We start from the raw sequence: 14,670 nt of genomic DNA, 5'->3' as shown, positions 1-14,670 counted from the left end.
TAAACCAGTTTGCTTGACAATCAACCAATTGGAAGAAAGCAATAAAAAAAGCCCTGCAGCGCATGAAAAAAATGCGCTGCAGGGCTTTCATAGACCTATTGGGGACCTAGCCTTCACGGGTAGGTCACTAAATTAGTTTAACGACAAGTAGTCAACAGTCAATCGATCAAAGAGGAATTTTAAAATTATATATTCGTTCTATAAGATCAATTTCGTCTTCGCTGATTTATTTTCAAATTGATATACTATTATTTGAATTTACTATGTTAGAAATCTAGTAGATATCCGTCTTTAACAACTTATATCAAATCACAAATCAATCTGACTCAGGACAAATTGAATTACTTTTGGTAGGTATTTCGACCAGGAATCCATATGCAGGTTCTCGTGATAACTGTTTCTTTCTATGCGAGAGCCACCTTACTAAAGCGAGCCAGCCTGTTCTAAGCAGATCATGATATCAATTTTATAAAAAAGGATAGGGCCTCTGAATTATGTCGAAAGCGTTGGTTGTAGATGATGACCGCACTGTTCAAGAAATGGTGAGGCGGTCATTGGAAAAAATGAGCATTGACGTCATTTCTGTTGATACAGCAGAAAAAGGAGTCAGTGAAATTGAGGAGCAGTCTCCAGAAGTAATCTTACTCGATATCATGCTTCCCGGAATTTCAGGATTAGACGTTTTTCATCAGATCCAGGAAGCGGATCGACGATTACCAGTCATTTTCATTACTTCATCCAATGATAGCGATATGGCCATCAAAGCCATGCAGTTAGGGGCTTTTGATTATCTCGCAAAACCACTTAACCTTCCCAAATTGAATGAATTAGTCCAGAAAGCAATTGAAACTCGACGGTTAATGAATATACCTGTTGCGTTGCCGGTAGGAGATACGAAACCAAAAAGCGGGGATCAATTTGTTGGGCGTAGTCCGCAGATGCTAGAGGTATTTAAGTCTATCGGACGCGTCGCAGCGGAAAATGTGAACGTACTCATTCGTGGAGAAAGTGGAACTGGAAAAGAACTCGTTGCTCGGGCAATCTATCAGCACAGCCCGCGATCAGATGACTGTTTTATGGCCGTTAATTGTGCTGCACTTACCGAAACCTTACTCGAAAGTGAGCTCTTTGGCTATGAAAAAGGGGCTTTCACCGGGGCAGATAAGCAGCGCATCGGAAAGTTCGAACAGTGTAATGGTGGTACGATTTTTTTAGACGAAGTCGGTGATATGTCACAATTGACGCAAGGCAAAGTCTTGCGTTTGTTGCAAGAGCAAAAATTTGAACGAGTGGGTGGCAACAAGACTATCGAAACAGACGTACGCATTGTTGCTGCTACAAATCGAAATCTTGAAGAGATGGTCAAGGATGGTTCGTTTCGAGAAGATTTATTCTATCGACTTAATGGAATGACTATCTCGCTACCACCATTACGTGAGCGAGGCAATGACATCGCACTCTTAGTCGAACATTATCTGAACGAAGCTTGTCATGAGATGGGACGTTCAGAACTTGAAGGTGTCTCTTCGGAAGCGCTGGATCTCTTAAACAAATACGACTGGCCGGGAAATGTGCGAGAGCTTCAAAGCGTTATTCGACAATCCTTGTTGAATAGTACCAGTCCAATCATTGTGCCATCATTCCTGCCAGACGAAATAAGCAGTCATTCGCAGATAGCCTCCGCAGAGTCAGATGTTGGGAGGGCATCAGCTAATGATGTGCTTTCACTTTCAGATTTACGCCAATTCGTGAATCAACGTTTGTCAGAACAGTCGACTGATCTCTATAGCGAAACTCTCGAAATGATGGAGCGTTATCTTCTCACACGTATTTTGAATGAAACAGGAGGAAACCAAACGCGCGCCGCTGAAATTCTAGGGATTACACGTGGAAAAATTCGCGATCGCATAGCACAGTTTGGTATCTCAATGGATAAAACGGTGAGTATTGATGATGATGTCAGCTAACTGAATTAATGTCTTCTTTTCGTGCTCAAGCAGCGGTCGTTGATCGATCAGGAAGCGATTGCTAATCGACCAGTGCGCGCCTGGCAGATTCATTAACTTGTCATTGCCATGCTTAAAGAACAGCTATAAGCATATGCCAAATAGTACCTTACGTTCTTGCGATCTTTTGATCCTCTTGTTTGGCACAGTACTTGCAAATGTTAATTTTTCATCGCAGTAAAGCAAAAAAGCGAACTGAACGAGCCGGAGTTTTAGTCCGGTTGGCTGAAATTAGCTGACACAGTCGTTGGCGCAGTCAAGTCAGCAATGGAAATCCTGAATTCGGAAATAAACATTCCAAGTTTTGAAAGGGGAGTATCATGTTAAGGTGGGCATTATTATTTTTGGTGATTGCGTTAGTCGCTGGTCTTTTTGGTTTTGGTATGGTCGGTGGTATGGCCTATGGAGCCGCAAAAATCTTATTCTTCGTCTTTCTAGTCCTGGCTATTATTGGTCTGGTCACGGGGCGCCGAGTTACAGTTGACTAATCTCTTGTCAAATAAAAATCAGCTAGTCCCCTGAAATATGCAGTTGAAATGCACATCGGCGGTACACGTTTCGTGTTCCGCCGGTTTCAGTTATGTGTTTTCTCAATTGTATAATTATCGAACTATATAAAGGAGAATTCTGATGCAGTCTTTTACGGTCATATTATTAATTATAGTGGCCATGCTGGCAATGGCGATTGTGGGCTGGATCTCATTTGCTACATTTGAAGATGGTGCGACTATCACAATTAACACCAAAGAAATGCAGGAAGATACTGAAGCTGCCATTGATAAAAGCGAAGAGTTCGTTGAGAAAGCGGCTAGAAAAGGTCGTAAATTGATCAACCAATCCAATCATCCCGAATCATCACAAACAGAATCAGATACATCAATTCATTAGGAAACGATTTAGAAGCTATGAGACATAAAATTTTTTGGCATCGACTCAGGGAGCCTGTATGAAAGATTCATGGAATCTTCCACATTATATGGTTATGATTATAAAACTCTGAATCCCAGTTCATTATTGATGTCAGTCTACTAATTTTAATCAATTACTAGTTAGGTTCTATCAAGGGATGGCTAACTCATCGAATGATAATTTCATGAAGCCTGCATTATGGGCATCGGATGATCGGTTGCAGATAATCATAGACTCAGCACCCGATGCTGTTATCACAATGGATATTGAAGGCCATGTGATTGATTGGAATCGAAGCGCCGAAAAAATATTCGGTTGGTCACGTGAAGAGGTGACTGGTAAAGCTATTAGCACACTGATTGTTCCCCCTCAATATCGAGCCCAACACATCAATGGGCTGCGTTTGTTCAAAGAAACTGGAAAAGGATGTGTGCTGAATCAACAAATGGAATTCTCGGCACTTCGACGCAATGGTCAAGAATTCCCAGTCGAATTGACAGTAACACAAGTTGAGTGGGACGGGCATATTATTTTTAACGCGTTTATCCGTGACATTTCGGCAGCAAAAGAGGCTGAGCAACTCATTGCACGTGAAAAGCTCGAGGCGGCATTGCTGGAACAAGCCAGTTTTTCTTCCTCAATGAACGACGCACTCGAAAATGCATTACGCCTCTGTGTTAACAATCTTTGTGAAATATCCGGTTGGCCTGTAAGTCATGTTTTTGTGAGCAATAATGATGATACTCGGCTGATCTCTTCTCGAATTTGGTATACCACAAATGACAACAATTTTCGCGCGCTCCGCTCAGTCTCAGAAAAAGTATCAATAATACAGGGCGAAGATCTTCCAGGACAGGTCTGGCAAAGTGGTGAGGCAGTTTGGATCACAGACATCGAAAATGATGATACCATTACTCACAAACGTGATTTTACAAAGTTTGGAATTCGATCAGCCTTTGGATTTCCAGTAAAACTAGACGGCAAAATCATTGCTGTGGTGGAATTTTTCAATAACAAACTGACTACCCCGGATCCAAATCTTTTGTCATTAGCTAGTGGAGTTGCCAATAAAATCAGTCAAATGGTTGAACGGATGCAATGGCAGGAAGAACGAACGCGCCTGGCAGCAATTGTCGATTCTTCAGCAGATGCAATTATTAGTAAAGCTCTCGACGGGACCATCACTTCCTGGAATAGCGGAGCCGAAATCATCTATGGCTGGCCGGCTGACGAAGCGATTGGAGAAACCATTACGATTATTCTGCCTCCGGGCATGGCGCGCGAGGAATCGGAAATTCTCGAAGCGATGAAAACCGGTCGACGGCTCGAACAGTTCCAAACTCGACGAATGCGAAAAGACGGCACTATCATCGATGTTTCAATCACCGTCTCTCCAATTCGTGGTCTTGACGGAAAAATAATGGGTTCCTCGATTATCGAGCGTGATACCACAGCCCGACGCAGGCGAGAAGAGGAGCTCCTTAAAGCACGTGATGAAGCGGAACAGGCCAGTCGTGTACAAGGGGAATTTTTAGCTACGGTAAGTCATGAATTGCGAACACCAATGAATGCCATCCTTGGTATGTTGGAACTCACATTGCAAGAAGATTTAACACCAATGAAGCGTGATTACCTTCAAACTGCCAAAGATTCTGCGGATTCATTGCTACTGCTTGTCAACGATATTTTAGACTTCTCCCGATTGGAAGCGGGTCGTTTCGAGCTCGAACCCATTTCATTCAATCTCAGAGATTTGCTAGATGAAGTCGTGAAAACACTGTCATTAAGAGCGCATGAAAAAGGTCTGGAGTTAGCACTTCATATTAAAAAGGGAGTTCCAGAGCGTGTGATTAGTGATCCCGTAAGGTTTCGACAGATTTTGATCAACCTGATTGGTAATGCCATCAAATTCACTGAGCAAGGTGAAGTTGTCATTGATGCAAAATTGTCTGAACCGCCGAGGGATTCTACGACGGAGACAAAGCAAGCGTCTCTCGATATATTACCTGGCGAAACAGTCGCATTAGAATTTCAGGTATCTGATACAGGAATTGGTATAGCACCTGCAGACCAGGAACGGATTTTTGCTCCCTTTGCTCAGGCTGATGCCTCAACAACGCGGCAATATTCTGGATCAGGGCTGGGGTTGGCGATCTGTCAGGAGATTGTTGGTCTGATGGACGGACAAATTTGGCTTGAGAGTGAATTGGGACGTGGAAGCCAGTTTTGTTTCAGGGTCTCTCTAAGGGTCGCAGAGCCAGACGAGATGGACATGAAGCGAGAGCAGGTTACTGTAGACGATCTACGTGAGCTTCCCGTGCTTGTTGTGGATGATAACCAGACTAACCGTGTCATTCTTGAAGAGATGTTGAGCAATTGGTCAATGTCTCCTACCCCTGTCTCTTCGGCGGAAAGAGCCTTGCAGCAACTTTCTGAAGCCAGAAGAGAGAAAAAAGAATATCCACTGGTTATTGTAGATGCATTAATGCCAGAAACGGATGGTTTCATGTTATTGGAACAAGCTCAAGAACAAGGACTTCTCGAATCTGCAACGATTCTGATGCTGTCTTCTACTGACCGTCAGATATTCAATGATCGTTGCGAAGGGCTTGAAATCTCTGCCTTTCTGGAAAAACCCGTTTCGCAATCCGATTTACTTGACGCAATCATGACAGCATTCAAAAGCCCCCAATTAGAACGTGATAGTGTAATGAAAATAGAAGAGACACCACAGTCGCTCAATATTCTCATTGCTGAAGATACTCCCGCGAATCAAAAAGTAATCACAGCAATCCTTAATAAGCGGGGGCACGACTGCACAATTGCCAATAATGGCCGTGAAGCAATTGATTATCTAAGAAGTGATTCATTTGATCTTATGTTAATGGACGTTCAGATGCCGACAATGGATGGTTTGCAGGCAACCACGCTCATTCGTGAACAGGAAGCAGAATCGAATGATCATATTCCGATCATTGCTATGACAGCATACGCGATGCGTGGCGACCGTGATCGATGTCTTAAAGCTGGCATGGACGATTATATCTCCAAACCAATCGATGCGAAGAAGCTGATACGTCTTGTAGAACGTTATGGAAACGAATATTCACAAAATCGAACTCCCATCGATAAAAGTAATACCGAGTCGCGTATCAAAGACGAACAGTTTCCCTCACATTCAAAGCAGCGATCTACAACTCATAGTGATTCTGCTTCCAAGCAATCGGTCATTAATATGCAGACTGCACTCTCGCGTGTTGGTGATGATAAAGAAATTCTCAACGATATGGTGAATTATTTCTTTGAAGATTCTCCCAGCTTGTTAGATGAGATTCGCAAACGGGTCCAAAGTGGTGATATTGATGAAATGGTTCGTGCTGCCCATAGTTTGAAAGGACTCTGTGCAAACTTTGAAGCACATGCAGCAGTACAGTCGGCGAAAACAATCGAGGATATGAAAAATGCGACTGACCTTTCTTCTGTCACTAAGATCATTGATGAGCTTGAGGTAGAGTTGAATCTACTTTCTGAAGAGTTGACTCGCTGGCAGTCGGAAAATTCTGAAAACCAGCGAGATTTATGAGTTTCATGTTATTTATGATCTTGATGTTTCTACACATGAGAGTTTGTTGAGAGTATTTCAATCTCATAAACGAAACGTTTTATCGAACTTGAAAACCTAACCTGATCGATCATCAATCATATTGATCGACTATCAATCAAGTTTTGGAGCCGATCGAAGACTTGCTTAAATAAAAACTTATTGAAGGCTGTTTTCTGGCCTCTAAATAACTGAAAATAATTCCAGCCTGATTTGGTACGCAATATGCTTAATATTTCATAGTTTTACTATAGACTATTGAACCAAAAGGCGTATCACATGTATCCGAACGACGAGAAAGTTTTTCAGCGACTTAATGAGCAAATCCATCTTGAGCTAGATGCCTGGTATGGTTATTTGGCCATGTCAACATGGTGTAGCAAGAATTACTTTCCTGGGTTTGCGAAATGGCTGAATTCACAGGCGCAAGAAGAATATACTCACGCTATGAAACTGCGCTGGTTTCTAATCGATCGTGGTAAATCGGTAATCTTAAAGCAAATTGAAAAACCGAAAATCGAATTTACAACCGTTATTGACATATTTGAAGCGGCTCTCGATCAGGAAAAAGAGAATACTCGTAGTATCAATTCAATTTTACAATTTGCGTTTGAAGAAAAAGCGTATGCTACTTCAGCAGAACTGCAGTGGTTCATCACAGAACAGGTTGAAGAAGAGAGATCAGCACAAATGAATCTGGCACACATAAAAATGGTTGCCGATGATCCTGCGGCCTTGCTCGATCTTGATAAAGCATTCGGAGAGCGTGAAGCGATTTTTCCTGTTCCTGCTGAATAATTATTTTAGATGAATCTTTGACATAAAATCCAATTGCGTTTTCATGGTAGCAGTACTCTGAACATGTAACCGAAAGGACTGAGACGATGCCTTCAAGTCAACCTTCATCCACGGTAGCCGATATCTTGCGTATTATTTTGGCAATCATTCTACCCCCTGTTGGGGTTCTCTTGCAGGTGGGACTGGGAATGCATTTCTGGTTAAACATTCTGCTTACTTTGTGTGGATATGTTCCGGGCTTGGTCCATGCCGTATGGGTTATTGCAAAAAAATAATTTGTTTGGCTGTAATCTTGGATGAAAACCTGACTGGAGAGTTCCATGCCTTATCTGAACGGCCTGCTTATTATCTTTGTAGTCATTGGTGGTATAGCAACAGATTCTACCGCACAAGATGATGTCCCTTCAGAACCTCAGAAAGTAAAGCCCCTTGATGATAATGAAACACTCGAAGCACCAAAATCCGTTAATGTGACGCCGGCCGCTGAGGACTCAGACATTTCTCTACGATTAACGCGAATCCTTGAGGTAACGGAATGGTACTATCAGCCCTCTGTCCGCGTTGATGAAGGTGTGGCCTTTCTTTCGGGATCGACGGATGACATCAAGTATTACACCTGGGCAGGGGATCTCGCACGCAGTACACAAGATGTGGTCGCTGTTGTAAATCGTATCGAGGTTAAAGAACCTGATATATGGGATTTCAGTTCTTCATTTCTCTCTCTGCAAAAGCTGGGACGTAATTTAGCTCAGTCAATCCCGATGATTCTCATTGCAGGCGTGATTTTATTATTAACATTGTTTGGCATGTTTCTTACCGGACTCATTGCCGATCTCACGCTACTCAAACGTATCAAAAATCGACTGTTGCGAAGCGTTCTTCGAAAAGGATTGCTTATGATTGTTTTGCTGTTCGGAGTCTATTTAATTTTGCAGGTTTCGGGACTCACACGCTTGGCTGCAACGGTGATTGGAGGGACTGGGTTATTAGGATTGATCATTGGAATTGCATTCCGTGATATTGCTGAAAACTTTCTAGCCAGCGTACTTATCAGTATGCAGAACCCGTTTCGGTATGGTGATCTGATTGAAGTAGAAGGGATCCAAGGGTTTGTCCAGCGAGTCAATACACGTGGTACATTACTCATGTCGCTCGAAGGTAATCACATTCAGATTCCCAATGCCACAATTTATAAGAGTGTGATTCATAATTACACCTCGAATCCCAAAGTACGTCTCGATTTCATGATTGGCGTGGGTTACGATGTTGCATTAAGCGAAGCTCAATCGATTGCGAAGGATATTATGCTGGACCATCCAGCAGTGCTCAACGATCCTGAACCAACGGTGTTGATTGAAGAGCTCGCTTCATCGACTGTTAATCTCCGAATGTTCTGTTGGATTGATGGAAGTAAATATAGTCACCTCAAAGTGAATTCTGCATTGATGCGTCAAGTAAAAGCAACATTTGAAGAACAGGGAATCTCCATGCCCGACGATGCCCGAGAAGTTGTTTTCCCTGATGCGGTGCCCGTTCGAATGCTTGATGCAAATGACGAGGTTGAGCACCAAGAGGTTTCAAGGCAAAAAGCGGTTACGGAGCAAACGTCAAAGAGTCAAACCGATATATTAGATTCAAGTGGAGAAGGTGACCTCATGAATGAGTATGTCGACATAAAACGCCAAAGCCAACAGGCACGAGATCCTGAAGAAGATTCGACAGATCTACTATCACCTGCATTGACTTGAAAAAATCCTGATAAGAAACTTTTGAATGCCTAAAAAATATATTTTAATTCAGATCAACTGACTGTAATTGCGAGGGATTATGTTTGCTATTGTTTCGCTGATTGTGATTGTCATTATCTCGATGATTGTCGTGCGTGTGGCTACAGTTGCTTTGTCATTGACTGGTCTTTCTACACAACTAGCCCGGTTTCAGGCCCGTTCTGCATTCACCAGCACGGGATTTACGACGAGCGAAACCGAGAAAGTAATGCGACACCCAGTCCGTCGTCGGATCATTATGACTCTGATGATTTTTGGTAATGCCGGGTTTGTTACAGCAATTTCGTCACTCATCCTGTCATTCATGGGAACTGAGTCGAGTAGTGGGCTGTGGTTACGGATCGGAATACTCGCCATCTGTTTGTCAGCACTTTGGGCTATTGCTTACAGCGATTGGGTGGATAAGCACATGTCACGATTGATTCAACGCGCGCTCAAACGCTGGACAGACCTTGAACTAAGAGACTATGCCGGTCTATTACGTCTGACCGATGACTACATCGTTAGTGAACTTAATGTCAATCGTGATGATTGGCTAGCTAACCGTCATCTCACTGACTTAAAGTTAGATGATGAAGGAGTGTTAGTGCTTGGTATCGAAAAGCCTGACACGACTTATATTGGTGCTCCACGTGGGAATACCAGGCTTGAGGTCAATGACACGATTTTGCTATACGGTAAAGCTGACATTCTCAAAAATCTTGATGAACGACGAACTGGCGCATCCGGAAACTGGGAGCATCATAAAGCCGTCGATGAACAAAAACAAAATGATGTAAAAACGCAGTAAGAATCTTCTGATTACATAAAATTGCTCCTGGGATAAAGAAGTCTTGTTACTCATGACTTTATAAATGCTTACAAAATTAACTAGCGAACTATGACTCGAATCAACCAGAGTCGAACTGGTAGTCTCTGGTTATGTTCTCTCCGAAATGTGCACAGGCGATTACAGTCATCAATCTCAAAGGGGCCCCCGGTTCCGAAGATCGTAGTAGCTTTACAATGCTCTATGCTTATGCTTCACAAAGGCCTGTTTTTCAGGGCCATTTAGTTTGATTACGCTTTAATCTAGATTTGCTTTTCCTTGTACAACGTGTATTTGTGGGGGATAAATAGGGGGAATTTTCGAACAGACTGACTAAAGGTTCGAGCGTTCAAAGGTTTCTCCAAAGTTCTGATCAGGTAATCTATTGAATTTGAATGCGTCATCTGGGTGTGATTTCAAATCTCACGGTCTCCGGCTAATTAATTGTTTTCTCTCAGCTGTCCAGCGGGATAAAACGAATGTGTAACCGCTTCCACATTTAGCACACTTTGAACCGAACGGGTGTGTTATAGTAGAGAATCGATTTTTGTGGAATGATTGTTGTGATGTTCTGCTTGACATTAATTCAAAATCGACGGTTGCAATCCTGGAATATTCAGGTCCGCTGGAAAATAGGGACGTTGGAGCTTTTTGAAGCGAACGTGTTTCAATGTTGCCGGTGTTGGTCCTGGTTTATCCAGGACAAATATTGCTTTAGCAATCGTTCCATAAGCAAAACGGTAGTTCATCGGATTTTTAGCAACAATGAATTTAGCATCCAGCGGGGCCAAACCAACAGTACGAATTTGCTCATCAGACCAATCATAAGTGGCTCGACTCATGATGATGACGCGTATCGATCCGATGCAAAATACAGCCGTTGGTCCCCCGGTTCCGAAGACCGGAGTAGCTTTAACCATGCTTTGCTTATGCTTCACAAACGCCTGTTTTTCAAGGCAATTTACTTCAACCACGATTTGACAATACTTTGCTTTTGCTTTGATAACGCGTATTAGTGGGGGGATAAGTGGGGGGAATTCTCGAGCGAACTGACTAAAGGTTCGAGGGTTCGAATGCTTCTCCAAAGCTCTGACTAGGTAATCTATGGTATTTGAACAGGTCATTTGAAGGTGGTTTGAAATTTCACATTCGCGTATCGAATTTTTGTTTTTTATCAGCCATCCAGTGGGGTAAAACGAATGTGTAACCGCTTCCACAATTACCGCATACCGACAATACACTCATGAGCAGAATTTTACACCCACTATTGGCATTAATCGCTTCCGCAACTGATAACGAATTGGCTAAATATGTCGAATACCTCAAACACGAGAATGCGATTCTGCGTTCCAGACTGCCGAAGCAAATCCATACAACTTACGAAGAACGCCAAACTCTGTTGAAGTATGGAAAGGTTCTTGGTCGAGCCATTGAGGAACTGATTTCGATTGTCAGTCCAGCGACATTTGCCCGGTGGGTTAGAGACAAGAAGATTGGCAGACCCAAGCTCAAAAATCCTAAAGGTGGTAAACGAAAGCCTCAGGAGATTCGTGAGTTAGTCATCAGAATTGCCATTGAAACTGGTTTTGGCTACACCCGCATCATAGGAGAGCTTCGAAAACTGGGTATCAAAAAGATTAGCCGACAGACTGTACGAAATATATTGAAGGAAGAAGGTATTGAACCCGGTCCGGATCGCACTTCCGACTCGTGGAATGAATTTCTCAAGCGGCATGGTGAAACACTCTGGGGTTGCGATTTTTTCTCAGTCAAATCAGTGACAACAAAAGGGATGCGTAACTTGTATGTGCTGGTGTTTCTCTGCTTACAAACTCGGGAAGCGATTGTTTCTGAATCCACGGAGCATCCCAACTCAGCCTGGGCTTGTGAACAAACTCAGAAGTTCATAGAGCAGAGCAGGGGGCGAGAAGTCAAACCGTCAATGATCATTCATGACCGTGATGGGAAATATACGAAGGAATTCACAGAGACTTTGCAGCAATCCGACATCAAGGCAAATCCACTTCCGATAGCATCTCCGAATCTTAATGGAAAATGTGAGCGATTCATTGAAATGATTAAGTTGGAATGCCTGGCGAAGTTTATCATCTTCGGTAAACAGCATCTCGACCATCTAGTCTCTGAGTTTACGGAGTACTACAACACATGCCGCTCGCATACAGCGCGAGACCATCTACCACCGATTCGAGAACTTCCAGATGACGTTGAGAAATTATCGTTGGATGAAGTCCAAGTGGTTTCACACATCGGTGGTTTGGTAAAATCGTTTGAGCGGAAAGCGGCTTAAAGTAGTCGGGGGCAAGATATCAATTGTTAAACCACATGCTTTGTAGTGCGCGATTGGTTGATATTTTAGTGTCCCAAACACAATGAATCACAATGTGCATCAGTCTTAGGTATTTGGAATTCGGTGCAATGTGCCTTTCTAAAACAACTTTTTGTTTGGACACTTTTTGAACCGAACGCTATTTAACAGTTCTGCTGTTGATCTGACAAATGTATTTCTGAAAAGAAATATCTCAAGGAGTATTGGAGGAAATAATGAGTGTATTAGCAAGTTTCAACGATTTTTGGAGAACAATAGATCTCAACGAAGAATATTTGCAAATTTATGGTCAAAACGCAGTACCTGACTGGGAAAATCTTAGTTATCGAGATCTGGAAGAAGCATACGAAAATGTAAAGCCATCTCTAGAGCAAGTAAAGAGTGGACAATTAGTACACTTTTTGCCTAAAGGTATGAATTCTTTTACTGCGGAAAATTTTCATAAAGCTTTGGTTATTTTTCTAAACCCTCCGGAAAGGTGGTTTGGAAAATTATGGGTACTAGACTGTGAAGAATATTTGAATTTAAAAAATCTAGTTGTTAAAGAAGAGCGGCGAGTACTTCAGATAATTACGAATTCGGAGAATCGGAGTCCCAAGCAAACTCCACAACATCAATCCAGAAAAAGAAAGATCATAGCAGCGAAGGATGAAGAGTTTTACAAATTTATCAGTCCTGAAAAACTATATACACTTAAGACATTTAAAAAACGACTAGGAGTTTCTGATGCTACATTACGTTCTGCCAGGCGGGCAGGGCTTAGAGTTACCTATTTACATAAACAGGGCTATGTCTATGGACGCGATTGGATTGAATATGTATTGAACTCAAATCCCGAAGATGCCCGTCATCCCACCTCTGAAAGCTAGTACTCACATAATTGGGTATTAAAGATAGCTTGTCGAAGTCAAGGGTTCAGGGAATATGTCAGCAAAAAAACGAGACAAAAAAACTAAAGTCAAACCACTCAAGGTTCGAATTGCGAAACCTGCGAATCGACCATTCCAGGTCAGGTATACTTGCCCCATCGAAAAAAAAGAGATACGGATTTCAGCTGGAAGTCGCGATATTGATGATGCAGAACAATTGAAGTCTGAGATCGAAGCCAAACTATTACTCGGTCTTGAAGTTCAACCTGAAAAAGAAAAAGTATTCGGCCCTGGAATGGATTGGGATAGTTTTCGTGAAGAGTATCGAGTTCTTCATTTGACGTCAGTAAGAAAACGAACGGCTTTGGATATTGAGAATCGGTTAGATATTGCCCAGCGTATAATGAAGCCAAAGACGCTGGGTGACTTTGCTCAGCCATCTTCACTTCAAAAATTACAGGCGAAGCTTCTCGCGGGAGAACTGAGCATTAAAAAGAAGCCTCGTTCACCTCACACAGTGCGAGGTTACATGAAAAGCATTTTAGCTGCGCTCAATTGGGCCTATTTACAGGATTGGCTTTCCAATAAGCCTAAGCTGCCTCGTATTAAAACTTCAAGAATAAAGTCAATGAGAGGTAGACCAATTACAGAGAGCGAATTTCAGGAAATGCTCAATGTCGTTGAAAAGGTTGTTGGTGCGGAAGCGGCAACCTCGTGGGACTATGTGATTCGAGGACTTTGGGAATCTGCGTTCAGAATTGAGGAACTGATGCATATTTCCTGGGATCAACCTGGGACTATTCGGCCCATTTGGCAACAAGGTCAACACCCGATACTTGAAATACCAGCGGCCATGCAGAAGAACGTCACACATGAAACTATTCCAATGCTATCTGGCTTTGAATCTGTTTTATTGGAAACTCCTGAGAGTCAGCGAAAAGATTGGGTGTTTAATCCAAAGTCGCTCCAATTGCGCCTTGGAAGAAAGATAGCTCATAGACGTCCTGATGCTGATTGGGTTGCAAAGGTCATTGGCCGAATCGGGAAAGAAGCTCAAATCATTGTTGAAGAAGCTGATAAAAAAACGGGACGGGATGTCAAATTTGCTTCGGCTCACGATCTAAGACGTTCCTGTGGAGAGCGTCTGAGAAATGCGGGTGTACCACCTCTAGTAATCTGTAGAGTTATGAGACATTCTTCGTGGGAGACCACACGCAAACACTATGCTCCAGGCAATGTTCAAAAAGATACTGAAGTCCTAAAACGCATTATTGGGGAAAGATAATTTCTCTTTCGACTCAGTGATTTTGAGGCCCCAAATGAAAAAAACTCTCGTGCGTACCTAGGTACACTCGAGAGCCTTATTTGACGTAAGTTAAGTACACCCGAAGGGATTCGAACCCCTAACCCCCGGTTCCGAAGACCGGTGCTCTATCCAGTTGAGCTACGGGTGCTTATTTTTTAATAGACAGTTTTACGATTATCTGGTTACTAAGAAAACTCAGAATTGGTTTTCTCAGTATCCATATATTTTAGTTTTGCTGG

At 42.6% G+C, this 14,670-nt stretch carries 13 protein-coding genes and 1 tRNA gene; 12 read left to right on the top strand and 2 right to left on the bottom strand.

Annotation, left to right across the window (positions count from 1 at the left end; genetic code table 11):
• Window positions 1-494 precede the first annotated feature (494 nt).
• From V202x_RS15395 to V202x_RS27545, 9 genes are all read left to right on the top strand, one after another.
• A complete protein-coding gene (locus V202x_RS15395) occupies window positions 495-1,967 on the top strand; it encodes a sigma-54-dependent transcriptional regulator (RefSeq protein WP_145176618.1) in 1,473 nt (490 codons plus the stop codon).
• 359 nt (window positions 1,968-2,326) lie between these two features.
• A complete protein-coding gene (locus tag V202x_RS15390) occupies window positions 2,327-2,494 on the top strand; it encodes a DUF1328 domain-containing protein (protein ID WP_145176615.1) in 168 nt (55 codons plus the stop codon).
• 142 nt (window positions 2,495-2,636) lie between these two features.
• Window positions 2,637-2,894: a hypothetical protein gene (locus V202x_RS15385; RefSeq protein ID WP_145176610.1), complete on the top strand. Its 258-nt coding sequence runs from the start codon at window positions 2,637-2,639 to the stop codon at window positions 2,892-2,894.
• A gap of 205 nt (window positions 2,895-3,099) precedes the next feature.
• Window positions 3,100-6,498 carry a PAS domain S-box protein gene (locus V202x_RS15380; protein ID WP_197992895.1) on the top strand — a complete coding sequence of 1,133 codons (3,399 nt, stop codon included), beginning with the start codon at window positions 3,100-3,102 and terminating at the stop codon, window positions 6,496-6,498.
• Window positions 6,499-6,795: 297 nt separating this feature from the next.
• On the top strand, window positions 6,796-7,314 hold the full coding sequence (locus tag V202x_RS15375) for a ferritin (protein WP_145176604.1): 519 nt from the start codon (window positions 6,796-6,798) through the stop codon (window positions 7,312-7,314).
• An 86-nt stretch (window positions 7,315-7,400) separates the two neighbouring features.
• Window positions 7,401-7,589 (top strand): YqaE/Pmp3 family membrane protein, encoded by a 189-nt coding sequence (locus V202x_RS15370; RefSeq protein ID WP_145176601.1) that lies wholly within the window; start codon window positions 7,401-7,403, stop codon window positions 7,587-7,589.
• A 45-nt stretch (window positions 7,590-7,634) separates the two neighbouring features.
• Window positions 7,635-9,062, top strand: coding sequence for a mechanosensitive ion channel family protein (locus V202x_RS15365; protein WP_145176598.1), 1,428 nt, complete (start codon window positions 7,635-7,637; stop codon window positions 9,060-9,062).
• 79 nt (window positions 9,063-9,141) lie between these two features.
• Complete coding sequence (locus V202x_RS15360; RefSeq protein ID WP_145176595.1) at window positions 9,142-9,891, top strand: TrkA C-terminal domain-containing protein; 750 nt, start codon at window positions 9,142-9,144, stop codon at window positions 9,889-9,891.
• 131 nt (window positions 9,892-10,022) lie between these two features.
• A complete protein-coding gene (locus V202x_RS27545; RefSeq protein ID WP_197992894.1) occupies window positions 10,023-10,160 on the top strand; it encodes a hypothetical protein in 138 nt (45 codons plus the stop codon).
• A gap of 330 nt (window positions 10,161-10,490) precedes the next feature.
• On the opposite strand, the gene V202x_RS27540 is transcribed toward V202x_RS27545, so the two are convergent.
• Entirely contained in the window at window positions 10,491-11,033 is a 543-nt protein-coding gene (locus tag V202x_RS27540; protein WP_232099015.1) for an MlrC C-terminal domain-containing protein, read from the bottom strand.
• Between the two features lie 119 nt (window positions 11,034-11,152).
• Here V202x_RS27540 and V202x_RS15350 point away from each other — a divergent pair, with 119 nt between their 5' ends.
• The 3 genes from V202x_RS15350 (at window position 11,153) to V202x_RS15340 (ending at window position 14,410) form a co-directional block, all read left to right on the top strand.
• Window positions 11,153-12,217 carry an integrase core domain-containing protein gene (locus V202x_RS15350; RefSeq protein WP_145176590.1) on the top strand — a complete coding sequence of 355 codons (1,065 nt, stop codon included), beginning with the start codon at window positions 11,153-11,155 and terminating at the stop codon, window positions 12,215-12,217.
• A 254-nt stretch (window positions 12,218-12,471) separates the two neighbouring features.
• Window positions 12,472-13,125 carry a hypothetical protein gene (locus V202x_RS15345; RefSeq protein ID WP_145176587.1) on the top strand — a complete coding sequence of 218 codons (654 nt, stop codon included), beginning with the start codon at window positions 12,472-12,474 and terminating at the stop codon, window positions 13,123-13,125.
• Window positions 13,126-13,180: 55 nt separating this feature from the next.
• The gene (locus tag V202x_RS15340; protein WP_145176584.1) at window positions 13,181-14,410 is read left to right on the top strand and encodes a site-specific integrase; all 1,230 of its coding nucleotides are present in this window, start codon (window positions 13,181-13,183) and stop codon (window positions 14,408-14,410) included.
• Between the two features lie 95 nt (window positions 14,411-14,505).
• Here the strand turns inward: V202x_RS15340 and V202x_RS15335 are convergent.
• Window positions 14,506-14,579: transfer RNA gene (locus V202x_RS15335), tRNA-Arg, on the bottom strand.
• Between the last annotated feature and the right edge of the window lie 91 nt (window positions 14,580-14,670).

Source organism: Gimesia aquarii (assembly GCF_007748175.1).
Lineage (GTDB): Bacteria > Planctomycetota > Planctomycetia > Planctomycetales > Planctomycetaceae > Gimesia > Gimesia aquarii_A.
This window is presented reverse-complemented; position numbering and strand designations above follow the sequence as displayed.

Excerpts from the sequence above, each read along its gene's own strand:
- V202x_RS27540 (WP_232099015.1), bottom strand. The coding sequence starts at position 11,033 with ATGACCTGTTCAAATACCATAGATTACCTAGTCAGAGCTTTGGAGAAG.
- V202x_RS15360 (WP_145176595.1), top strand. The coding sequence starts at position 9,142 with ATGTTTGCTATTGTTTCGCTGATTGTGATTGTCATTATCTCGATGATT.
- V202x_RS15365 (WP_145176598.1), top strand. The coding sequence starts at position 7,635 with ATGCCTTATCTGAACGGCCTGCTTATTATCTTTGTAGTCATTGGTGGT.
- V202x_RS15345 (WP_145176587.1), top strand. The coding sequence starts at position 12,472 with ATGAGTGTATTAGCAAGTTTCAACGATTTTTGGAGAACAATAGATCTC.
- V202x_RS15340 (WP_145176584.1), top strand. The coding sequence starts at position 13,181 with ATGTCAGCAAAAAAACGAGACAAAAAAACTAAAGTCAAACCACTCAAG.
- V202x_RS15380 (WP_197992895.1), top strand. The coding sequence starts at position 3,100 with ATGAAGCCTGCATTATGGGCATCGGATGATCGGTTGCAGATAATCATA.
- V202x_RS15390 (WP_145176615.1), top strand. The coding sequence starts at position 2,327 with ATGTTAAGGTGGGCATTATTATTTTTGGTGATTGCGTTAGTCGCTGGT.
- V202x_RS15370 (WP_145176601.1), top strand. The coding sequence starts at position 7,401 with ATGCCTTCAAGTCAACCTTCATCCACGGTAGCCGATATCTTGCGTATT.
- V202x_RS15350 (WP_145176590.1), top strand. The coding sequence starts at position 11,153 with ATGAGCAGAATTTTACACCCACTATTGGCATTAATCGCTTCCGCAACT.
- V202x_RS15385 (WP_145176610.1), top strand. The coding sequence starts at position 2,637 with ATGCAGTCTTTTACGGTCATATTATTAATTATAGTGGCCATGCTGGCA.
- V202x_RS27545 (WP_197992894.1), top strand. The coding sequence starts at position 10,023 with ATGTTCTCTCCGAAATGTGCACAGGCGATTACAGTCATCAATCTCAAA.
- V202x_RS15395 (WP_145176618.1), top strand. The coding sequence starts at position 495 with ATGTCGAAAGCGTTGGTTGTAGATGATGACCGCACTGTTCAAGAAATG.
- V202x_RS15375 (WP_145176604.1), top strand. The coding sequence starts at position 6,796 with ATGTATCCGAACGACGAGAAAGTTTTTCAGCGACTTAATGAGCAAATC.